The 21,039-nt window shown below is 70.4% G+C and carries 19 protein-coding genes, 2 tRNA genes, 1 other RNA gene and 1 pseudogene; 14 read left to right on the top strand and 9 right to left on the bottom strand.

Annotated elements, in window-relative coordinates; genetic code table 11:
- Positions 1–327: 327 nt before the first annotated feature.
- Entirely contained in the window at positions 328–1,767 is a 1,440-nt protein-coding gene (gndA, locus tag AC792_RS08545) for an NADP-dependent phosphogluconate dehydrogenase (protein WP_049830109.1), read from the top strand.
- A 66-nt stretch (positions 1,768–1,833) separates the two neighbouring features.
- Here gndA and epsC read toward each other — a convergent pair whose 3' ends face one another.
- From epsC to msrA, 3 genes are all read right to left on the bottom strand, one after another.
- Positions 1,834–2,421 carry a serine O-acetyltransferase EpsC gene (gene epsC, locus AC792_RS08540; RefSeq protein ID WP_049830108.1) on the bottom strand — a complete coding sequence of 196 codons (588 nt, stop codon included), beginning with the start codon at positions 2,419–2,421 and terminating at the stop codon, positions 1,834–1,836.
- 44 nt (positions 2,422–2,465) lie between these two features.
- On the bottom strand, positions 2,466–3,401 hold the full coding sequence (gene cysK / locus AC792_RS08535; RefSeq protein WP_049830107.1) for a cysteine synthase A: 936 nt from the start codon (positions 3,399–3,401) through the stop codon (positions 2,466–2,468).
- A gap of 90 nt (positions 3,402–3,491) precedes the next feature.
- On the bottom strand, positions 3,492–4,016 hold the full coding sequence (msrA, locus tag AC792_RS08530) for a peptide-methionine (S)-S-oxide reductase MsrA (RefSeq protein WP_049830106.1): 525 nt from the start codon (positions 4,014–4,016) through the stop codon (positions 3,492–3,494).
- Positions 4,017–4,122: 106 nt separating this feature from the next.
- Between msrA and AC792_RS16390 the strand changes: the two are divergent.
- The 3 genes and pseudogenes from AC792_RS16390 (at position 4,123) to AC792_RS08515 (ending at position 6,819) form a co-directional block, all read left to right on the top strand.
- Positions 4,123–4,990 (top strand): annotated as a pseudogene (locus tag AC792_RS16390) (Nif3-like dinuclear metal center hexameric protein).
- Between the two features lie 111 nt (positions 4,991–5,101).
- Positions 5,102–5,842, top strand: a complete 741-nt coding sequence (locus tag AC792_RS08520) for a zinc ribbon domain-containing protein (protein ID WP_049830104.1) — start codon at positions 5,102–5,104, stop codon at positions 5,840–5,842.
- Positions 5,830–6,819: a reverse transcriptase-like protein gene (locus tag AC792_RS08515; protein ID WP_326947943.1), complete on the top strand. Its 990-nt coding sequence runs from the start codon at positions 5,830–5,832 to the stop codon at positions 6,817–6,819. Before AC792_RS08520 ends, AC792_RS08515 begins: the two co-directional genes overlap by 13 nt.
- A 56-nt stretch (positions 6,820–6,875) precedes the next feature.
- Here AC792_RS08515 and AC792_RS08510 read toward each other — a convergent pair whose 3' ends face one another.
- Complete coding sequence (locus tag AC792_RS08510; RefSeq protein ID WP_049830103.1) at positions 6,876–7,637, bottom strand: YaaA family protein; 762 nt, start codon at positions 7,635–7,637, stop codon at positions 6,876–6,878.
- Positions 7,638–7,728: 91 nt separating this feature from the next.
- On the opposite strand from AC792_RS08510, the gene rnpB reads away from it, so the two are divergent.
- An RNA gene (rnpB, locus tag AC792_RS08550) (RNase P RNA component class A) lies at positions 7,729–8,127 on the top strand.
- Positions 8,128–8,685: 558 nt separating this feature from the next.
- Positions 8,686–9,978 (top strand): MFS transporter, encoded by a 1,293-nt coding sequence (locus tag AC792_RS08505; protein ID WP_049830102.1) that lies wholly within the window; start codon positions 8,686–8,688, stop codon positions 9,976–9,978.
- Between the two features lie 35 nt (positions 9,979–10,013).
- On the opposite strand, the gene def is transcribed toward AC792_RS08505, so the two are convergent.
- From def to orn, 4 genes are all read right to left on the bottom strand, one after another.
- Complete coding sequence (def, locus tag AC792_RS08500; RefSeq protein ID WP_049830101.1) at positions 10,014–10,586, bottom strand: peptide deformylase; 573 nt, start codon at positions 10,584–10,586, stop codon at positions 10,014–10,016.
- A 4-nt stretch (positions 10,587–10,590) separates the two neighbouring features.
- A complete protein-coding gene (locus tag AC792_RS08495; protein ID WP_049830100.1) occupies positions 10,591–11,763 on the bottom strand; it encodes an acyl-CoA dehydrogenase family protein in 1,173 nt (390 codons plus the stop codon).
- 146 nt (positions 11,764–11,909) lie between these two features.
- Positions 11,910–11,982, bottom strand: a tRNA-His gene (locus AC792_RS08490).
- Between the two features lie 162 nt (positions 11,983–12,144).
- A complete protein-coding gene (orn, locus tag AC792_RS08485; protein WP_049830099.1) occupies positions 12,145–12,747 on the bottom strand; it encodes an oligoribonuclease in 603 nt (200 codons plus the stop codon).
- Positions 12,748–13,043: 296 nt separating this feature from the next.
- On the opposite strand from orn, the gene mptB reads away from it, so the two are divergent.
- The 6 genes from mptB to ettA all read left to right on the top strand — a co-directional run bounded on the left by mptB (position 13,044) and on the right by ettA (position 18,565).
- A complete protein-coding gene (gene mptB, locus AC792_RS08480) occupies positions 13,044–14,564 on the top strand; it encodes a polyprenol phosphomannose-dependent alpha 1,6 mannosyltransferase MptB (RefSeq protein ID WP_049830098.1) in 1,521 nt (506 codons plus the stop codon).
- A 96-nt stretch (positions 14,565–14,660) separates the two neighbouring features.
- Positions 14,661–15,116, top strand: a complete 456-nt coding sequence (locus AC792_RS08475) for a DUF3224 domain-containing protein (RefSeq protein WP_049830097.1) — start codon at positions 14,661–14,663, stop codon at positions 15,114–15,116.
- Positions 15,117–15,131: 15 nt separating this feature from the next.
- A tRNA-Arg gene (locus tag AC792_RS08470) sits at positions 15,132–15,207 on the top strand.
- 176 nt (positions 15,208–15,383) lie between these two features.
- Positions 15,384–15,968: a single-stranded DNA-binding protein gene (gene ssb, locus AC792_RS08465; RefSeq protein ID WP_049830096.1), complete on the top strand. Its 585-nt coding sequence runs from the start codon at positions 15,384–15,386 to the stop codon at positions 15,966–15,968.
- Positions 15,969–16,210: 242 nt separating this feature from the next.
- Positions 16,211–16,753 carry a DUF6993 domain-containing protein gene (locus AC792_RS17750; RefSeq protein ID WP_235436539.1) on the top strand — a complete coding sequence of 181 codons (543 nt, stop codon included), beginning with the start codon at positions 16,211–16,213 and terminating at the stop codon, positions 16,751–16,753.
- Positions 16,754–16,882: 129 nt separating this feature from the next.
- Positions 16,883–18,565, top strand: a complete 1,683-nt coding sequence (gene ettA, locus AC792_RS08455; protein ID WP_049830095.1) for an energy-dependent translational throttle protein EttA — start codon at positions 16,883–16,885, stop codon at positions 18,563–18,565.
- Positions 18,566–18,717: 152 nt separating this feature from the next.
- On the opposite strand, the gene AC792_RS08450 is transcribed toward ettA, so the two are convergent.
- Positions 18,718–19,638: an acyl-CoA thioesterase gene (locus tag AC792_RS08450; RefSeq protein ID WP_049830094.1), complete on the bottom strand. Its 921-nt coding sequence runs from the start codon at positions 19,636–19,638 to the stop codon at positions 18,718–18,720.
- A gap of 245 nt (positions 19,639–19,883) precedes the next feature.
- Here AC792_RS08450 and AC792_RS08445 point away from each other — a divergent pair, with 245 nt between their 5' ends.
- Together AC792_RS08445 and AC792_RS08440 are read left to right on the top strand one after the other, a co-directional pair.
- A complete protein-coding gene (locus tag AC792_RS08445) occupies positions 19,884–20,348 on the top strand; it encodes an acyl-CoA thioesterase (protein ID WP_049830093.1) in 465 nt (154 codons plus the stop codon).
- A gap of 7 nt (positions 20,349–20,355) precedes the next feature.
- Positions 20,356–21,012, top strand: coding sequence for a hypothetical protein (locus AC792_RS08440; RefSeq protein ID WP_049830120.1), 657 nt, complete (start codon positions 20,356–20,358; stop codon positions 21,010–21,012).
- Positions 21,013–21,039 lie beyond the last annotated feature (27 nt).

Below are 21,039 nucleotides of genomic sequence, written 5' to 3'. Positions count from 1 at the left end.
GTACATTTATTTGTTTTCCAAGCAGAAGCGGGCCTACGGGTTTGCCTGCAGTCGCGGGGGCTCGGAGATGGGTAAAAGAGCCAGCCCTTATCATTCTTTCACGGATGGCACCAGCGGCCCAGCGCGCCCGGTGCGGGCCCTACCGCAGGAGCCCACCGCCGATCGGAGGAACGCCACGCGCCCCGAGGAGGAGGCGGCGTCATGCAGGTGGCAGTGGACCCCCGGCGGTAATAGTGTGAAAGCGACCGGATGGAACGTGCGGCGACACCTCGGCAGCACCGGGGTGGAGAACGCCGGGCACGCAGCTGACAGATGACGGAGAACATAGTGAGTGCACAGATCGGTGTCACGGGCCTTGCAGTGATGGGGGCGAACCTCGCCCGCAACCTCGCCCGCAACGGCTACACGGTGGCCCTGCACAACCGGTCCGTCGAGAAGACGGACGCCCTGCTGGCCAAGCACGGCGAGGACGGCGAGTTCATCCGCACCGAGTCCCTGCAGGAGCTCGTGGACTCCCTGGAGAAGCCGCGCCGCGTGCTGATCATGGTGAAGGCGGGTGCGCCCGTGGACTCGGTGATCGAGCAGCTCGCCCCGCTGCTGGAGCCCGGTGACATCGTGATCGACGGCGGGAACTCGCACTTCGAGGACACGCGCCGCCGGGAGGCCGCCCTCTCCGCGCAGGACCTGCACTTCGTGGGCGTCGGTGTGTCCGGCGGCGAGGAGGGCGCCCTGCTGGGTCCCTCGATCATGCCCGGTGGCTCGCGTGAGTCCTACGACTCCCTCGGCCCCATGCTCGAGAAGATCTCCGCGAAGTACGACGGCGAACCCTGCTGCCGCTGGATCGGCACCGACGGCGCCGGTCACTTCGTGAAGATGGTGCACAACGGCATCGAGTACGCCGACATGCAGGTCATCGGCGAGGCGTTCGACCTCCTGCGCTCCGGCGCCGGGATCGAGCCCGCGGAGCAGGCCGAGATCTTCACCGAATGGAACACCGGTACCCTGTCCTCGTTCCTCATCGAGATTACTGCCGAGGTACTCGGCCACACGGACGAGCGCACGGGCAAGCCCTTCATCGACGTCGTCGTGGACTCCGCCGGGCAGAAGGGCACCGGTCGGTGGACGGTGGTGTCCGCCCTGGCCCTGGGATCCCCGACGTCGGGCATCGCGGAGTCCGTGTTCGCCCGCGCCCTGTCCTCGCAGACGGAGCAGCGCGTCCTGGCACAGGAGGTGCTGCAGGGGCACGAGGACACGGTGGAGCTGCCCGAGGACTTCGTGGAGGACGTCCGCCAGGCTCTCTACGCCTCCAAGCTGGTCAGCTACGCCCAGGGCATCGACATGCTCACCGCCACGGCCGCGGAGTACGGCTGGGACCTGAAGCTGGACGAGATCGCCTCGCTCTGGCGCGCCGGCTGCATCATCCGGGCGGAGCTGCTCGACGACATCATGAAGGCCTACGCCGTGGCGGACGAGCGCCCGGCGAACCTCCTGCTGGCCCCGGCCTTCGCCGAGGCCATCGCCGGGGCGGTCCCGGCGTGGCGCCGCGTGGTGGCGACCGCCGTGCAGCTGGGCATCCCCGTCCCCGTGTTCTCCTCGTCGCTGGCCTACTACGACGGCCTGCGCCGCAAGCGCCTGCCCGCCGCACTCACCCAGGGGCTGCGTGACCTCTTCGGCGCCCACACCTACAACCGGGTGGACACCGAGGGCACCTTCCACGTCATGTGGGGCGAGGACCGCCGCGAGGTCGAGGCCGTGGACACCCACTGATCCAGACCCGCGACACGAGGAAGCCCCGGACCATGGTCCGGGGCTTCCTCGTGTGCTGATCAGGCGTCAGATGTAGATGGCAGGGTCCACGTACTCCGCCGGGTCCACGGCGGGCTGGGTCTCGCGCCGCGAGTCCCGGTGCCGGAACGTGGCCGGGATGCCGGTGACGATCGAGTCCGGCGGGGTGTCCTTGACCACGACGGCGTTCGCGCCGACCGCGCTCCCCGCACCGATCGTGATGGGCCCGAGCACCTTGGCACCGGCGCCGATCGTGACGCGGTCGCCGATGGTCGGGTGGCGCTTGACCTTCGCGAGCGAGCGCCCACCGAGGGTCACGCCCTGGTAGAGCATGACGTCGTCGCCGATCTCCGCGGTGCTGCCGATCACGATGCCCATGCCGTGGTCGATGAAGAACCTCCGGCCGATCGTCGCCGCCGGGTGGATCTCCACGCCGGTGAGCATGCGCGTCAGCTGCGCCAGGACCCGCGCGGGGAAACGGAGCTTCTCGGTGCGCCACATCCGGTGCGTGAGGCGGTGCACCCAGATCGCGTGCAGGCCCGAGTACACCACGGTGTTCTCGAACTGCCCGCGTGCCGCAGGATCATGGGTACGCGCGTTCTCGAGGTCCTCGCGCAGGCGTTCCAGGAAACTCACGGGCTACTTTCTCGAAGGGCGGGTCAGGGGCGGTCGGCCGGGGGTCAGCCCCGGATGTCGTCGAACAGGACGGTGGAGATGTACCGCTCCCCGAAGTCGCACACGACGGCCACGATGAGCTTACCGGCGTTCTCGGGGCGCTTCGCGAGCTCCAGGGCGGCCCAGACGATCGCCCCGGAGGAGATCCCGCCGAGGATGCCCTCCTGGGTGCCGAGTGCGCGGGCCACCCGGACGGAGTCCTCTACGGTGGCGTCGAGCACCTCGTCGTAGGCGTCGTGGTCGAGGTTCTCGGGGACGAAGTTGGCGCCGAGGCCCTGGATCTTGTGCGGCCCCGGGGCACCGCCGTTGAGGATGGGGGAGTCCGCGGGTTCCACGGCCACGATCTGCACCCCGGGCTTGCGCTCCTTCAGCACCGTGCCCACCCCGGTGATCGTGCCGCCCGTACCCACGCCGGCCACGAAGATGTCCACCTCGCCGTCGGTGTCCTCCCAGACCTCCTCGGCCGTGGTGGCGCGGTGGATGGCAGGGTTCGCGGCGTTGGCGAACTGCTGGGCCCAGATCGCGTTCTCGGTGGTGGCGACGATCTCCTTGGCGCGCTCCACCGCTCCCCGCATGCCCTCGGACCCCGGAGTCAGGACGATCTCCGCACCGTACGCGCGCAGCATGACCCGGCGCTCGGTGGACATGGTCTCCGGCATGGTCAGGATCACCTTGTACCCGCGGGCCGCACCCACCATGGCCAGGGCGATCCCGGTGTTGCCCGAGGTGCCCTCCACGATGGTGCCCCCGGGCCGGAGGGCCCCCGCCTGCTCGGCGGCGTCGATGATCGCCACGCCGATGCGGTCCTTCACGCTGTTGGCCGGGTTGTAGAACTCGAGCTTCACCGCCACCTGGGCGCCGAGCCCCTCCGTCAGCCGGTTGAGCCGGACGAGGGGGGTGCGCCCCACGAGCTGGGTGACGTCGTCGTAGATCTTGGCCATGCGGGGAACCTGCCTGTTCACGAGAGGGATCGGTGTGGTGCGCGGAAGCTACCGGGCGCCGGTCATGCTAGCGGGAGGTGGCGGAACCGCCTACGCCACGAGCCACTCGGCGTAATACTTCCGTGCCTTGGAGAGCTTGGGGTTGATGATCACCTGGCAGTAGCCCTGCTCCGGGTGCTTCGCGTAGTAGTCCTGGTGCCAGTCCTCGGCCACGTGGAACTCCGGCAGGCGGCTGAGCTCGGTGACGATCGGGTTCTTCCAGTTCTCCTGGTTACGCTCGATCGCGGCCCGGAAGCGTTCCTGCTGCTCCGCGTCCTGGTAGTACATGACGCTGCGGTACTGCGTACCGACGTCGTAGCCCTGCCGGTTCAGGGTGGTGGGGTCGTGGGACACGAAGTACATGTCGAGGATCACGTCCTCGGGGATCACGGTCTCGTCGAAGCTCACCGCCACCACCTCGGCGTGGCCGGTCATGCCGGAGCAGACGGAATCGTAGTCGGGGTGCTTGGTGTGGCCGCCGGTGTAACCGGACACCACGTCGGTCACGCCGCGGGTCTGCTGGTAGAGGGCGTCGAGGCACCAGAAGCAGCCCCCGCCGAGTACAAAAGTCTTCATGTCCCCTTCAATGCTCGGTGCCCGCCGATGATTCCCGCGCACCGGGAAGCCGAGAGCGAACTGCCGGGGTTGGCCGCGCCCGGACCCTGCGGGTATTAGTGGTGTCATGGGACACCACGAGAACGACGACGGACACCGCACGGCGAGCGTGGGGGACGTGCTCGACGCCGTCGAGGAGCTGTGGCCGGCGGGTCTCGCGGAGAGCTGGGATGCCGTGGGCCCGGGGGTCGGGCGGCGCGAGTACACCGCCGGGCGGATCCTCCCCGCCGTGGACCCCACGACGGCCGCGATCGCCGAGGCGCTGGCGGGGGGGGCATCGAGATCCTCTCGCCCCACCCCCTCCCGCGGAAGCCGGGCCCCTCGGTGGCGGCGCGGGCGCCAAGGGTCTCGCCGTCCACCGCCTCATCGAGGCGCGGTGCGCCCTGGTCACGGTCCACACCAACGGGGACAGCGCCGTGGGCGGGGTGTCCGACGTCCTGGCCCGCGCGCTCGGCCTGGACGTGGTGCGCCCGTTGTCCCCGACGGCGGGTGGCACTCCGGAGGAGGGCATAGGCCGCGTCGGCGACCTGGCGGAGCCGCTGACGCTCGGCGCGCTCGCGGAGCGGGTCGCCGCCGTCCTGCCGCCGGTGGCCGGGGGCGTGCGCGTGGCGGGCGAGCGGGACGCACCGGTGCGGCGCATCGCGGTGTGCGGGGGAGCCGGCGACTCCCTGTTCGACGCCGTCCGTGCCAGTGGTGCCGACGTGTACGTCACGGCGGACCTGCGCCACCATCCCGCGTCCGAGGCGCGCGAGGCCGCCGGCGAGGGGCCGCCCTACCTGATCGACGTCTCGCACTACGCGAGCGAGTCGCTGTGGCTCGCCCCCGGCGCCGCGGCTCTCGGAGCACGGCTCGCGGAGCGCGGCCTGAGCGCGCAGCTCCGGGTCAGCGGGGTGAACACGGACCCCTGGGACTTCGTGCTCGCCACCGGCGCCTGAGCCCCCCACGACGCCCGTGCCGGGCTCCGTGGCCTAGGCTGGACTTCCGTCCCCGCCCGATCATCGTGCCCCATCCGCACCACCTCACCCGTCCCACCCTGGAGGTTACCCGTGGCCAAGGCTGCACCCGAGGAACAACGTCGCCTGCTCGAACTGCAGGCCCTCGACTCGACGCTCAACAAGCTCACCCGGCAGGCGGCGACCGCCAGGAACAACCCGGACCTCGGGTCCGCGGGTGCCCGTGTGGCGGAGGTGGACGGCGAGCTGGTGCGGGCCACCACCGAGCTCGGCGACCTCGAGCGGGAGCTGACGCGTGCGGAGGACGAGGTGCAGGCCGTGACGGCCCGCCTGGACCGCGACGAGAAGCGCCTGAACAGCGGGACGGGGACCTCGAAGGACCTCACCGCCCTGCAGCACGAGATCGTCTCGCTGACCAGGCGGCGCTCCGACCTCGAGGACGTGCAGCTCGAGGCCATGGAGCGCGTGGAGGCAGCGCGTGAGGTGCACACGGAGGTCAAGGAGCGCACCGGGCGGGTCCGTGCCGAGCTCCTCGCACTCGAGGAGGCCCGCGACGCCGAGCTCGCCGAGGTCGAGGTGCGCCGCGGTGAGGTGGGCGCAGAGCGTGCAGAACTGGCGTCCACGTTCGACGCCGGGCTGCTCGGCCTGTACGAGCGGATCCTCGCCAGGCGCGGGGTGGGTGCGGCACGGCTCTTCCACGGCACGTCCGAGGGCTCCGGCATGCAGCTGAGCCCCGGGGATCTCGCCGACATCTCGCAGGCGACCCCCGACGACGTCGTGCTCTGCCCCGATTCCGGGTGCATCCTGGTCCGCTCCGGCGAGTGGGGGAACTGAGGCACGTGGCGGACGAGCAGCTGTTCGACCCCCGCGCCGACGATGCCGTGCACCGCCTCCACGACGGAGCGCGCCTGGTCGTGGAGGCGGACGGCGGGTCCCGCGGGAACCCCGGCCACGCCGGGTACGGCGCTCTGGTGCGGGACCCGGAGTCGGGCCGCATCCTCGTGGAGAAGGCCGCGTACATCGGCAAGGCCTCCAACAACGTGGCGGAGTACTCGGGACTGGTGGCCGGACTCGAGCTCGCCCGGGAGCTCGACCCCGCCGCCGCGGTGCACGTGAAGATGGACTCCAAGCTCGTGGTGGAGCAGATGTCCGGGCGGTGGCAGATCAAGCACGCGGACATGCGCGTGCTGGCCGCGAAGGCGCGCAAGGTGATGGACCCGCGCAGGGTCACGTACGAGTGGATCCCGCGGGAGCGCAACAAGGACGCCGACCGCCTCTCCAACGAGGCCATGGACGCCGGGATGGCCGGGGCCGCGGGGAAGCCGCGGGGACCAGCGGCCGCCGGCCGCGGCGTCCCGACGGCGGGAGAGGGAGCCGGGACGGGGGTGGACGCGGACGACGCCGTCATCTCCGGGAAGCGCCCGGTGGCCCGGCTGCACCACGTCGAGATCTGGATCGGCGACCTCGTGGCCGCCGAGGCGAGCCTCGGGTGGCTGCTCGAGCGCCTGGGGCTCGCCCGCAAGGATTCCTGGGCCACCGGGGTCAGCTACGGCTCGGAGGAGTTCTACGTGGTCCTCGAGAGCGGCCCGGACCTGGCCGCCGGAGCGCACGAGCGCCGTCGTCCCGGGGTGAACCACCTGGCGTTCCACGGCGGCTCCCGCGCCGACGTCGACCTGCTGGCCCGGCGGGCGGCGAGCCACGGGTGGCGGCTGCTGTTCGCGGACCGTCACCCGTTCGCCGGGGGCGCCGAGCACTACGCCGCGTACCTCGAGAACTCCGAGGGCTTCGAGGTGGAGCTCGTCGCGGGCTAGGACTCCTCCGGGGGCCGGCCCCGGATCGGCCGGACGACGTGCCCGGTCGAGGGTCCTCAGTCGAGGACGATGTCCAGCTGCGCGGGCCTCCGTCCGCGTGGCGGTACCAGTTCCGCGGTCCACCGCTCACGGACGGCTCCGAGGAGATCCGCGGGTGTCGTGGGTGCCGGTCCGCTGCGCGTGAGCAGATGCCGGGCGAGCTCGCCGCGCGTGTGCTTGGCGAAGTGCGAGACCACGGTGCGCCTTCCGTCGCGGTACCGGAAGACGTTGACCGCGGCGCTCCGCCCCGACGGCGGGACCCACGCGGCCGCGTAGGTGCTGGAGCGGCAGTCCACCACCAGTCCGTCCCCGGCTCGCCGGGTCAGCGGTTCGGCGAGGTGCCGCTTCCAGTAGCCGGCCAGCCTGCCGACGCCCGGCAGGTCCACGGACATCGACAGCCGGTACGCCGGGATCGCGTCGCCCAGGCCCACCGCACCCCACATCCCCGAGATCACCACGCAGGTGTCCCGGGCGCGGCGTTGCTGTTCGGTGGTGAGGGAGCGGTAGCCGAGCGCGTCGTAGAGCACACCCGAGTAGACGTCGGGGGCCGGGGCGGCCGGTTCGACGCCTAGCACCAGGTTCCTCCGCACCTCGGCCGCCAGGGAGGGCCCGACGCCGAGCACCGCATGGGCGCCCGCCGCCGAGCTCACCCGCTCCAGGCCCCGCAGCACCTCACGCCGGGCCTGCGTGAGTTCGGGGAAGATCAGGTCCTCCCAGCGGACCGGGCTGCCGGTGGAGGCCGCGGACTTGCCTTCGGACGGAGGGAGCAGGATCAGCACCGATCAACCCTATCCACTTTCCGGGCCCCGTCCTCACGGTGTCGGGGTGGTGACCCGCCGCCCTCGTCCGCCCCCTAGACTGGACGGTGGATGGGTCGACCAGGCGGCCGCGTTGGACGGTGCGTCAGTATCCGCTCCACCGAGGAACGTCCGGGCTCCGCAGGGCAGGGTGGTGGGTAACGCCCACTCGGGGTGACCCGCAGGCCAGTGCCACAGAAAAGAGACCGCCGGCTTCAGGTGCTCCGGTGCCCGGGCCGGTAAGGGTGAAAAGGTGGTGTAAGAGACCACCAGCACGCCGGGTGACCGGCGTGGCTCGGTAAACCCCACCCGGAGCAAGGCCAGACAGTGCGCGTGATCAGGGCTGCCCGCCCGAGTGCACGGGTAGGCCGCTGGAGGGCGTCGGCAACGGCGCTCGTAGATGGATGGTCGCCACTCGCGGGACGGCGACGTCCCGCGATGACAGAACCCGGCGTACCGGTCGACCCATCCCTCGACCGCCTGGCACGGAGCGGAACTGCTCGGAACGTCTTCGGGCCCCGGAGGTCACACCTCGGTGAACTCGACGGCGGTCCGGCGCGTCGGGCGTTGTCGATGCCGGGTCGCGCGCCTACTGTATGGGAATCGGCGTGGGTCTCGTACGCAAGCGCGCCGGTAGGAACGGGCCGGCCTGCCGCTGGGGCTCAGGGCCGGCCCGTTCGCCTGCGCTGCGGTGCTCCGTGCAGTGCCCGGGCACGCGAGGCATGAAACGGCCCCCGTACCCGGTCTCACGAGGTAGGGGGCCGCCCGGCGTACGAGCCGCCTCAGGAGCGCATCGACCACGCCGTCGCTGGGGGATCGAGCGTGGGATGCGCCCTGGTCCCGATTGTCCGCCTCGCACCGGTGCCCTGCAATCATCGAGGGCAGGAGTACGCCGAGGGAGGAACCGGGAACTTGTCAGAGCGAACGATTATCTGCTCGGAACCCTCCTGCGTCAATGCTCCGTCGATCGGACGATCCTGCACGAGCTCGGGCGGCGGAACGCCGTTCCCCACTCGACTAGGGTGAGCGGATGACTGTCGGGGGACTCAGCAAACGGCACCTCGTGGTGCGCAACCGAAATTTTCGCGCCCTCCTGATCTCCGGTACCTCGGGAGTGTTCGGCAACGCCGTCGCGGCCGTGGCACTGCCCGTCATCGCCGTGATCGAGCTGGACGCGACCGACTTCGAGGTGGCAGCCCTCGCCGGCATGACCTTCCTGCCCTGGCTGCTCTTCGGTCTCCTGGTGGGGGTGTGGGTGGATCGGTTGCCCCGGAAACCGGTGATGCTCCTGTCACTCTCGGTGCGCATCCTCGTCCTGGCGCTCCTGCCGATCGCCTACTGGCTCGATCTCCTCAGCACACCCCTGCTCTTCTTCGCCGCCTTCGTCGCAGGTCTGGCCTCCATCTTCTTCCAGCTGGCCGACGCCGCCCTGGTGCAGCAGGCCGTCACCCCCGACGAACTCATGGAGGGCAACGGTCTGATCACGGGTTCCGGTGCGGCGGCCGACGCCGCGGGCCGTTCGGTCGCGGGATGGCTGGCGGTGGCTGCCGGGGCGTCCAACACGCTCCTCGTGCAGGTGGGCGCCTCCGCGGTCGCGCTCCTGTCGCTCCAGCGGCTGGACGTGAAGGAGATCGTGCGCCCCACCAGTGATCACCGCATCCTCCGCGAGATGCGCGACGGCCTCCGGTACACCTTCAGTACGGCCCCGCTGCGGGCCATCCTGTTCAACGCCGCACTCTGGAACCTCGGGGGGAACATCGCGGCGTCCCTCCTGGTGCTCCTGGTTCTCAGGACGCTGGGGGAGTCCGAGATCTGGCTCGGCCTGCTGCTGGCCGCGGCGTCGGTGGGCGGTGCGGTGGGGGGCATCACCGCGCACGGGCTGGGCGAGCGTGTGGGCTCGGGGCCCCTCTGGCGCTGGTCCATGGTGCCCGGCGTGCTCGGTTACGCCTCGCTCCTGCTGATGACCCCGGGATGGGGGATGATCTGGGGTGTGGTGGGGCTCTTCGTGATGGGTGCCAGCGTGTCCTGGAACATCGTGGTGGGATCGAGCTTCAGGCAGCGCGTGTGCCCGCCCGGGATGATGGGGCGGCTCGGAGCGGCGTCGCGCATGGTGAGCTGGGGGATGCTCGCCCTGGCCAGTCTCCTCGCCGGCGTCCTGGCGGAAGCGGTGGGCATCCGCACCGCCGTGCTGATCGGCGTCGTGATCGCCTGCTCGGCCCCGCTGGTAGCACTGCTCGGCCCGCTGCGGCACGTCCGACGGCTGGAGGACCTCGTGGAGGCCCCCCTGCCGACGGGAGACGTCGACACGCGAGGAAGCGGCTGAGCCCGCCGGGGCGGTCGCTTCCGTCGAGGACCCGTTCAGTGCCCGAACGGGTCCGGATCCACGCCCGGCATCCAGGTCAGCCCCGGGACGCCCCACCCGTGGTGCTTCAGGGCCTTGGCCGCCTTCCGGCCCTGCCGGTTGTCGAGGCGGTCCACGTACAGCTTCCCGTCCAGGTGGTCGTACTCGTGCTGCATGCACCGGGCGAACCACCCGGTGGCCTCGAGCTCCACCGCGGCGCCGTCGCCGTCGAAGCCGGACACCCTGGCCCACTCGGCCCGCTTGAGCGGGAAGGACTCCCCGGGTACGGAGAGGCAGCCCTCGGACTCCTCGTCGGGATCGGGTGCCGACCCGGGGACCTTCGAGGTCACGAGGGTGGGATTCACGAGGACACCGCGGGGCGGCACGCCGTCGTCGTTCTCCATGCCGTACACGAAGATCCGCAGTCCCACGCCGATCTGCGGGGCGGCGAGACCCACGCCGTTGGCCCTGTCCATGGTCTCGAACATGTCGGCGATCAGCGTGCGCAGCTCCTCGTCGAAGGCCTCCACGGGCAGGGCACGCCGGTGCAGGACGGGTTCGCCGGTGATGGTGATGGGGTGGACTGTCACGGTGCTACTTCCTCCGGGTGGGCTGGTCGGCGATCGAGCGGCCGATCGATTCGCGCATGATCTCGCTGGTCCCGCCGAAGATGGTCAGCAACCGGGCGGCGAGGAACGCCTGCGAGACCGGGTACTCGAGGATGTAGCCGTACCCGCCGTGCAGCTGCAGGCAGCGGTCCGTGATCGAGGTGGCCCGCTCGCTCGCCCACAGCTTCACCTGCGCGGCGTCCACCGGGGTCAGCGATCCCGCGTTGAAGGCGAGGACCGCCCGGTCCACGAAGCCCTCCGTCACCCGGATCTCGGTGAGGATGTCCGCGAGGACGTGCCGCGTGTTCTGGAAATCCAGGACGCGCTCCCCGAAGGCACTGCGCTCGCTCACGTAGCGCACGGTCTGCTCGTAGGAGGCACGGGCCAGGGCCGTCGCCGCCACGGCGATGCCCAGACGCGCCTGGGGGAGCTGCTCGAGGCTGTAGCGCAGGCCCTGGCCCACCTCGCCCACCAGGTCGGCTCCCGGGACGCGGACGTCGTCGAAGAAGAGCTCCGCCGTGTCCGAGGCGCGCAGACCCATCTTGTCCAGCTGACGTCCGGGGGAGTAGCCCTCGCCCTTGCCCACCATGAACAGGGAGAAGGCGTCGCTCGACCCGCGCCCGGAACTGCCGTCGGTCCGTGCGAGGACCAGCGACGCATCACCGCTGATCCCGTTGCCGATGAACACCTTCTGCCCGGTGATCAGCCAGTCGTCGCCGTCGCGTACCGCGCGGGTACGGATCCCGCGCAGATCGCTGCCCGCACCGGGTTCGGTCCAGGCGCAGGAGGTGACGATCTCCCCGGACACCATGCCGGGCAACCAGCGTTCCTTGAGGTCGTCCGAACCGTGGGCCAGCAGGTGCGGCAGCACGAGGTCGTCCTGCAGGTGGAAGGCGAGAGCGACGGCGAGGTGGTTGCTGCGGGCGAACTCCTCGTCGAGCACCATGCGGAACCGGTAGTCGGGCATCCCGGTACCGCCGAACTCCTCGGGCACGGCCAATCCGAGCAGACCCTGTTCACCGGCGGACGTCCACACGGACCGGTCCATCATGTGCAGGCGGTCCCACTCCGCGTAGTGCGGGGACACGGTACGTTCGTCGAACTCGCGGGCGATGTCGCGGAAGAGCTCGTGGTCCTCGTCGAACAGCGTGCGTTCCATGCCAGAATCCTTCGTCGCTGTCGGGCCTCCCGCGCACGCCCGCTGTCGGGGAGTGCGCCGGACGGCCGGTGCCGGAAATACGTATGCCGTCCCGGAACAACTCCGGGACGGCATACGTGGTCAGGACGAGAACCTGACCCTCGAGGGGTGAGTAACGGGGGTTGAACCCGCGACCTCCTGGACCACAACCAGGCGCTCTGCCAACTGAGCTATACCCACCACGTGTCTTCGCATCCGGTGGGACGGAGTCGCCTCCTCCGCACCCTTCGTCGAAGGCAGCGGACACAAGTTTACACACTTTTCCGGCTGCTCCGAACAGCTCCCCGAGCCGCCTGCGTCAGGGCGGGTTCGCGCGGGCGTGCCGGGTGAGGAGGGCCATGCTCAGGGCGCGACGGTCCGCGCCAGCTCCTTGGCCGTCGCCGAATCGGGTCCAGGGGACGGGACGAACACCGCTGCCCGGTAGTAGCGCAGCTCCCTGATCGAGTCCTCGATGTCCCCGAGGGCCCGGTGACCGCCCGTCTTGGCCGGTGACTGGAAGTAGGCCCGGGTGAACCAGCGGCGGGCGAGTTCCTTGATGGGGGAGACATCGATGACGCGGGAGTGCAGGGGGTCGACCACGAGGGGCATGTCCCGCAGCAGGAAGTTGCGGTCGGTGCCCACGGAGTTCCCCGCGAGCTGGGCCTTCCGGGGCTCGGGGACCCACTGCTTGATGTAGGCGAGTACCTGCTCCTCGGCCTCCTGCATGGTGATCCCGCCGTCGAGCTCCTCGAGCAGCCCCGAAGTGGTGTGCATGTTCCGCACGAACTCGCCCATGGAGCCGAGCGCCTCCGCGGTCGGCTTGATCACCACGTCCACGCCCTCTCCCAGGACGTTGAGTTCGGCGTCCGTGACCAGGACCGCCACCTCGATCAGGGCGTCCTGGACGAGGTCGAGCCCGGTCATCTCGCAGTCGATCCACACGATGTGCTCATTCGATATCGGCATCCGACCAATGTACCGTCCGGTACCCACGCGGCCTGGGACGGGCGGTCCGGGACGGCCGTCGCGGACCAGGCGGGAGGCCGGGACGACGCGCATCCTGCTCGTCGACGATCCGGCATCCGGGTCCGCCCCGGTGCTAACATTCGAACAGTTCGCCGGGCGCCGCGGCCGTCCGCGTGGCTCCGCCGGCACCGGTCCGAGGCCTTCTGCGGTCCTCGGCGGTACTCCGTGCAGGGAGCGGGCGGCGGACCGGCGCGCTTCCTCGCCTCCTCCTGCTTATCGACGATTGGATCTCCCCGATGCCCGCCCAGGTCCCGCTCACCGAGACGGAGACCTCGGTGGGCCCGAACAGGCCCGACGTCGCGATCGTGCAGGGTTTCATCGGTTCCCTCATGATGTGGTTCGGCTCGCTCGGCGTCGGATGGCTCTCGCTCGCCTCGACCGGGTTGCGGCGCAATCCGGTGATCATCTGGCTCCGCTTCGAACCTCCCGGTGCCGTGCTCTCCGTGCTCCTCCTGGCGCTGGGCGGCATGCTGCTGATCCGTGCCTGGCTCCGGCTGGGGCAGCGCCTGAACGGGTGGTCGGACGAGACCCGGCCCTACCTGGTCAAGGCGGTGGTGGCCTGGACCATCCCGATGGCACTGGCCCTGCCGCTCTTCAGCAGGGACGTGTTCGCCTACATCGCCCAGGGCCAGGTGATGATCGCGAAGCTCAACCCCTACGTGGACGGCTACTCGCAGATCTCCAACTACCTGCAGATCGGCGCGGACGACCTCTGGGCGCAGAGCCCCACGCCGTACGGCCCGGTGTTCCTGTGGATCGAGGAGGGGATCGTCCGGCTTACCGGTGGCAACCCGGACACCTCGATCATCCTCTTCAAGGTGGTGGCCCTGATAGGGGTGGCCCTGTGCCTGTACGTGGTGCCGAAGCTCGCCGAACTGCACTCCATCAACCCGAACCGTGCCCTGTGGCTCAGCGTGGCCAACCCCCTCTTCCTCATCAACTTCGTGGCCGCCATCCACAACGACTCCCTCATGATCGGCCTGGCGCTGATGGGCTTGTACCTCGCGTCGGTCAAGCGGCCGGTCCTCGGGATCCTGCTGATCACCCTCTCCGTGGGGATCAAGCCGATCACCCTGATCTTCCTGCCGTTCGTGGGTCTGCTGTGGGCGGGCAAGGGTGCCTCGTGGCCGAGGAAGTTCCTGTACTGGGCCATGACCGGCGGGCTCTGTCTCGGCATCCTGTGGATCATGGGTCTGATCAACGGGTTCGGTTTCGGCTGGGTGGGAGCCCTCAGCACACCGGGCAGCGTCTGGATCTGGTACGCCCCGGTCGGCTTCGTCGGCATGATCCTGGCGGGGGTGGGCAACGCCCTGGGCCTCGACGGCTGGGGGATCGCCGACATCTTCCACACCGTGGCGCGGGTGGCCTCACTGGTGGTGATCGCCCTGCAGATCTTCCGGGGAGAGCACCGGCACCTCGTCCGGCGGCTCGCGCTCGCCTTCGCCGCCATCGTGCTGCTGGCACCCATGATCCAGTCCTGGTACGTGGTCTGGCTCATCCCGCTCTTCGCCGTGACCGGTATCCGCGACGACTGGCAGGTGAAGTTCCTGCACCTCACCGTGGCGTTCTTCATGGTGTACGCGATCACCGACCAGCTGGACATCTTCCCCTACTTCGATCTCAGCCTGAGTGTGGCCCGCCAGCTGGCGGCCGTGACCGCCCTCGCCTTCGCGCTCTACCTCGTGTTCCTGGACCCCCGCACCAAGGTCCTGTTCCGCCGGCGCTACCGGCCGCTGGAGCCCGGGCAGCTGCACTGACCGGGTCCCTCGTGCACACGCCGTGCAGGCTCCCCACGGGGGCCGACGCCGGACACCGGGCATGCGTGGTGCGCCGCGAGCGGTGATACTGGTCAGATGAGTGGAACAGGAACGACCACGTACGACGGCGAGTTCGAGATCACCGCATGGGACGCCGAACCCTACTCGGCACCCGGCAGCACCGGTGAGCTCTCACGGGTACGGGCGGCGAAGGTGTTCGAGGGGGAGATCCGCGGCACCAGTACCGCGGAGCTGCTGATGGCCGGGAACGACGTCGGTGCCGGCTACGTGTCCTCCGAGCACTTCGTGGGTTCCGTCGGTGACCGCACCGGGAGCATGACGGTGCAGCACTGGGGTGTCGCGGAGGGTGCCGATGCCGCGAGCTCGGGGCACATCATCCCGGGATCGGGTACCGAGGGGCTCCGTGGCATCTCCGGCAGGGCCATCTACTCGCAGGATCCCGACGGCCAGCACCGCCTCGAACTGCGCGTCAGCTTCCCGGACGAGATCGAGCCGCTCGACGACGGCGGGACCGCGGAGGGCCCCGCATAGTAAACTCGAGCCACTGCCTCCGTAGCTCAGGGGATAGAGCAGGGGCCTTCTAATCCTCTGGTCGCAGGTTCGAATCCTGCCGGGGGCACCATCGAGGGGCCGGGCGCCGGAGCGCCCGGCCTTTTTCCTGCCCTCCGGACACCCTCCCGGACATCCGCCGGACAGTTGTACACATACGCCGCTGTGCCCCGCGATCCCGCTTCCCGCCGATCGAGACTGGGGGAAGGCAGGCGATCGTCGTCGGCCCCACCGACGAAGGGACACATCATGACCGACATCATCACCGTGCGCGGCTACGTCGCCACCGAGGTGCGCCTCACGCTGGCGCAGAGCGGACTGCCGATCGCCGGGTTCCGGATGTGCGCGACGGAGCGGCGGTTCGACAGGGCCACCGACGCGTGGGTGGACGGGCACACGAACTGGTACTCCGTCTCCATGTTCCGGCAGCTCGCCACGAACGCCGGCGCGAGCATCAAGAAGGGGGACCGGGTGATCGTCACCGGCCGGTTGAGGATCCGCCCGTGGAGCACCGCGGACGGCCGCACCGGGACGGCCGTGGAGATCGACGCGGACAGCGCCGGACACGACCTCATGTGGGGCACCGCGAACTTCCGCAGGACCGCCCCCGACCGCGCCGACCACCAGGGCGGTACCGGGGGGGGGACGGACGGCGCAGTGGAGGAGGGCGTACCGGCGGGCGCCGCCGCGGGGACCGGTGAGCGGTACGGCTTCGCTCCGGAGGCCGGCGCCCCCGCCGGGTCCGGCGACGAGCCGACCCCGGACGGCAGCGTCCCGACACGCCGCGATCGGGAGGGATTCGCCGAGCTCGAGGATGCAGGCGTCCCGTTCTGACGGTACGGACACGCTGCACCAGGGGGCCGCCGGTACGGAGGCGGGACTCCGCGGCGTCCGGTGCCGATGGCCGGTCCCGGAGTCCCCCGTCGAGATCCCCTCGTCGGGATCCGGTCGTCGGGATCCTGTGCCCGTGCGACACGGTGCCGGACCTCCGGCGCGGGGGAGCGGCGGGCCCGTGACAGGATGAACGGGGGAATACCGCCGCCCCGCCACCGGCTCCGCGCCGCCGAATCGCCCTGGTGCCCGCCCGGGCGCTGGCGGTCATGGCCTCCGTGCTGGTCGTCACGGCCTGCACGGGTTCGCCGGTGCCGTCGGTCACCTCCGGGGAAACCGGTGTGGACGCTCCTTCACCCTCGGTGGACCCGGACGGCGCGGCAGGCGACGACGGCGCCGGCGCGGGCGGCGCGGCACAGGAGCCGACCGGCGGACCGGACGCGGGCGGCTCCGGGCAGACCGCTGCGGAGGAGACTGCGCAGGACGGGGACCGGGCGGCCGGCGCCGTCGAGTCCTCGCTGCGGGCCCTCGCGTCGGCGCAGAGCTCCGTGACCCGGGACCAGGTGCGGGCGGCCATCGAGGAGGGTTTCACGGATGCGGGTGTGGTCCCGGACGAGATCGAGGTGTCCATCGACAGCACCCCCACCGGGCTCGACGTGGACGCGATCCAGGGGGCAGGGCGCACCGGCGAGACCTGCGTGGTCGGGGAGATCCGGGAGAGCGACGTGTCGGTGGCGGTGCTGCCGGTCCTCGGCTCGGGCCACTGTTTCGTCGGCGACCAGCGATAGCTGCGACGCCGCGATCCCCCGAGGGGCCAGGACGGCCCCGGGATTGCCGGCGTCCGTCCGCGGCGTCCGTCCGCGATGTTCGTCCCGGCGAATGTGAGAACACGATGAGCAAGCACTAGCCTTGGGGTCATGGCGGAATTTATCTACACGATGACCAAGGCCCGCAAGGCCGTTGGCGACAAAGTTATCCTCGACGACGTCAGTATGTCGTTCTTCCCCGGCGCGAAGATCGGCGTGGTGGGACCCAACGGTGCCGGTAAGTCCACCATCCTGAAGATCATGGCCGGTATGGACACGCCCTCGAACGGCGAGGCGCGGCTGAGCCCCGGCTACACCGTGGGCATCCTGCTGCAGGAACCGCCCCTGAACGAGGACAAGACCGTCCTCGGCAACGTCCAGGAGGGTGTGGGCGAGATCTACGGGAAGATCCAGCGCTTCAACGAGATCTCCGAGGAGATGGCGAGCCCGGACGCCGACTACGACACGCTGCTCGACGAGATGGGCAAGCTGCAGGAGGCCATCGACGCCGCGGACGCCTGGGACCTCGACTCCCAGCTCGAGCAGGCCATGGACGCCCTGCGCTGCCCGCCGCCGGACGCGGACGTCACGGTGCTCTCCGGTGGTGAGCGGCGTCGTGTGGCGCTCTGCAAGCTCCTGCTGCAGAAGCCCGATCTCCTGCTGCTCGACGAACCCACCAACCACCTGGACGCCGAGAGCGTGCTCTGGCTCGAGCAGCACCTGAAGTCCTACGCCGGTGCCGTCCTGGCCGTCACCCACGACCGGTACTTCCTCGACCACGTGGCCGAGTGGATCGCCGAGGTGGACCGCGGTCACCTGTACCCGTACGAGGGCAACTACTCCACCTACCTCGAGAAGAAGCGTGCGCGCCTCGAGGTGCAGGGCAAGAAGGACCAGAAGCTCTCCAAGCGGCTCAGCGAGGAACTGGAGTGGGTCCGCTCCAACGCCAAGGGCCGCCAGACGAAGTCCAAGGCTCGCCTGAACCGGTACGAGGAGATGGCGGCGGAGGCCGAGCGCACCCGGAAGCTCGACTTCGAGGAGATCCAGATCCCGCCGGGTCCCCGTCTCGGCAGCCAGGTCATCGAGGCCAAGGGTCTGCGCAAGGGCTACGACGAGCGTGTCCTCATCGACGGACTGTCCTTCTCCCTGCCGCGCAACGGCATCGTGGGCGTGATCGGCCCCAACGGTGTGGGAAAGACCACGCTGTTCAAGACCATCGTGGGCCTCGAGGAGCTCGACGGCGGAGAGCTGCGCATCGGTGACTCGGTGCGGATCTCCTACGTGGACCAGTCCCGTGGCGGGATCGACCCCAACAAGAGCCTCTGGGAGGTCGTCTCCGACGGGCTCGACTTCATCCAGGTGGGCCAGGTGGAGATGCCGTCACGGGCGTACGTCTCGGCGTTCGGCTTCAAGGGCCCGGACCAGCAGAAGAAGGCCGGGGTGCTCTCCGGCGGTGAGCGCAACCGCCTGAACCTCGCCATGACCCTCAAGCAGGGCGGAAACCTGCTGCTCCTCGACGAGCCCACCAACGACCTCGACGTGGAGACGCTCTCGAGCCTCGAGAACGCGCTGCTCGAGTTCCCGGGCTGCGCCGTCGTGGTGTCGCACGACCGCTGGTTCCTCGACCGGGTGGCCACGCACATCCTCTCCTACGAGGGCACCGAGGAGAACCCGGACACCTGGTACTGGTTCGAGGGGAATTTCGACGCGTACGAGCAGAACAAGGTGGAGCGGCTCGGCCCCGACGCGCCCAAGCCGCCCCGGGTGACGCACCGCCGTCTGACACGCGACTGACCCCACCGCCGGACACCTCCGGATGAGGACGAGGGACGCTGCCCGCGGCAGCGTCCCTCGTCCTCTTTCCCGGCACCGCTTCCCGCTGCACCGACGCCCCGTTGCACCGACGCGGAGGCCTGCGAGGTGTTCCCCGAACGGGAGGGGGCGGATCAGTCCGTCTCAGGTACCCGGACCATGCCCTCCTGGGCCACGCTGGCCACGAGGGCCCCCGAGCGGTCGAAGATCCGTCCGGTGGAGAGACCGCGCGCACCGGACGCGCTGGGGGAGGACTGCACGTACAGCAGCCACTCGTCCACACGCACGGGCCGGTGCCACCACATGGCGTGGTCGAGGCTGGCCACGCTCATGCCCGGGCGGATCCAGCTGAGCCCGTGCGGTCGGAGGATGGGTTCGAGCAGGGTGTAGTCGCTGGCGTACGCGAGCGCTGCGCGATGGAGCGCGGCGTCGTCCGGGAGCGGTCCGAGGCTCCGCATCCACACCGCGTTCCGCGGCTCCTGCGGGCCGTCGTTCCTCAGGTACAGGGGAGGGTCGATGTGCCGGATGTCGAAGGGCCGCTCGTAGGCCCACGCCCGCGCCACCGGATGGTCGAGCCGCCCGAGGAGGGCCGCGGTGGTCGGCAGGCTCTCCGGGTCGGGGATGCCCTCGGGCATGGTCTCCTGGTGGGCCACGCCGTCGGCGGGCTCCTGGAAGGACGCGATCATGGAGAGGATGGGCACCCCGTTCTGGTACGCGTGGGTGCGCCGTGCCGAGAACGAGCGGCCGTCGCGGAGGCGCTGCACACCGAAGGTGATGGGCTGGTCGGCGTCCCCGGCCCGCAGGAAGTACCCGTGCATGGAGTGGACCTCCCGGCTCGGCTCCACCGTGCGCATCGCGGCCACGAGCGACTGCGCGAGCACCTGTCCGCCGAAGATCCGCCGGCTCGGCTGGCTGGCCGAGGTGCCGACGAAGATCTCCTCGTCCGTCTGGGCGCCCTCGGCGCTGCCGAGGTCGAGCAGGTCCAGGAGCGCCGCCGTCGGGTCGACCCCCGGTCGTCCTGCCGCGGCTGCTGGTGCCGGCGTGTTCTCTGCCATGGTGCTGGATCTCCTCGTCGAGCGGATCGGGCCGGATGCGACCTCGTGGTGGTCGGGAAGCCCCGGGATCGGCGGGACGGCGCGTACCCCGTCGCCCGGATCCACGGTTCGGCCACCCCCGACACTAGACGCGGACGGGTCCGCGCTCAACACGGTGGCCGTGCGACGACGTGGCCCGTACCCGCCGAGCGGTGCCCGCACCGCCGAATGGCTTCGTGCACGCACGGTGCGGGAGGATGAGACCCATGTCTTCGGTGCACACCTTCCCCCTCCACCTCCGTTTCGGTGACGAGGATTCCTACGGCCATGTCAACAACGTCCGGTACCTGCAGTTCCTCGAGGACGCCCGCGTGCTCCTGATGAGCGAGGCGCAGCCGCAGGGCTCCTTCCTGGATCTGGTGGATCCCGAGCACTACGCCCTCGTGGGACGCCAGGAGATCGAGTACCGCGCACCCCTGAACTTCAGCCTGACACCGGCCGCCGTGGACCTGTGGGTCACCGCCGTCGGCGGATCCAGCTTCGAGCTGGGCTACGTGGTCCGGAACCAGGTGGGGCACGACGGCGGCACCACCTGCGCCGTGGCCTCGACCACCATGGTGCTGGTGCACCGCGGGACGGGCCGCCCGGTGCGTCTCTCCGAGGTCCAGCGTGAGCTGCTCGGATCGTGGGCGGGACCCGCCATCCCTTTTCGCCGCGCCCGTGGTCGGTGACCCGGGGGTGAGTACCTCGTCGATCCGCTTCGTGGATCCCCGGTCCGTCGCGGACTTCCGCACGTACACGGCCAGGGCGCGGGCCAACGACGACGGCGGGATGCGCCTCGTCGTCGTCGGGCGTGTCCTCGCGGCGTACGTCTGCACGCTCGGTCCCACGGTGCTGGGGGAGGCGGTGCCCACCGTCCTCGGTCTGCGGACCATGGCGCTCCGCGAGGACGCGGAGGTGGACGTGACGGTCTCGCTCGGTTCCGTGCTGGATCGGCTCGCCCGGATGGGGGACTCGGACGTGGAGTTCGTCCTCCCGACGGTGACCGTCACCGAGAACTGGACCGGGGTGCTGCCGCCGCGCTCGGGGTGGACCCCGGCGGGGACGGTCGAGTCGGACCTCCTGGACCGGGCTGCACGGGAGGGTGTCGCGGAGGTGGCCCGGAGTCTTCCCGCCCGGGCGGGAGCACCGCTGGTCAGCAGCGCCCGCGCCGCCGTCTGGGGCAGATCCCTGGCGGGGGTCCCGGGGGACGTCCCCGCAGGTGCGGCCTTCGGCGCGATGAGCCTGGGTTTCCTCGCACCGGGCACGGACGCCACCCTGCACCGCAACAACCGCTGGTCGCGGATCTCCGCCCCGCGCGGCCATGTGCTGGTCCGTGCTGCCGCGGTGCTCTGAGGCCCGACATTCGACGCGGAGGCCGCC

Origin of the sequence: Arthrobacter sp. RIT-PI-e, from assembly GCF_001187915.1 — a bacterium.
In the GTDB taxonomy this organism is placed as follows: Bacteria; Actinomycetota; Actinomycetes; order Actinomycetales; family Micrococcaceae; genus Arthrobacter_D.
The sequence above is the reverse complement of the archived record's forward strand: the minus strand, read 5'-3'. Positions and strand labels throughout refer to the sequence as shown.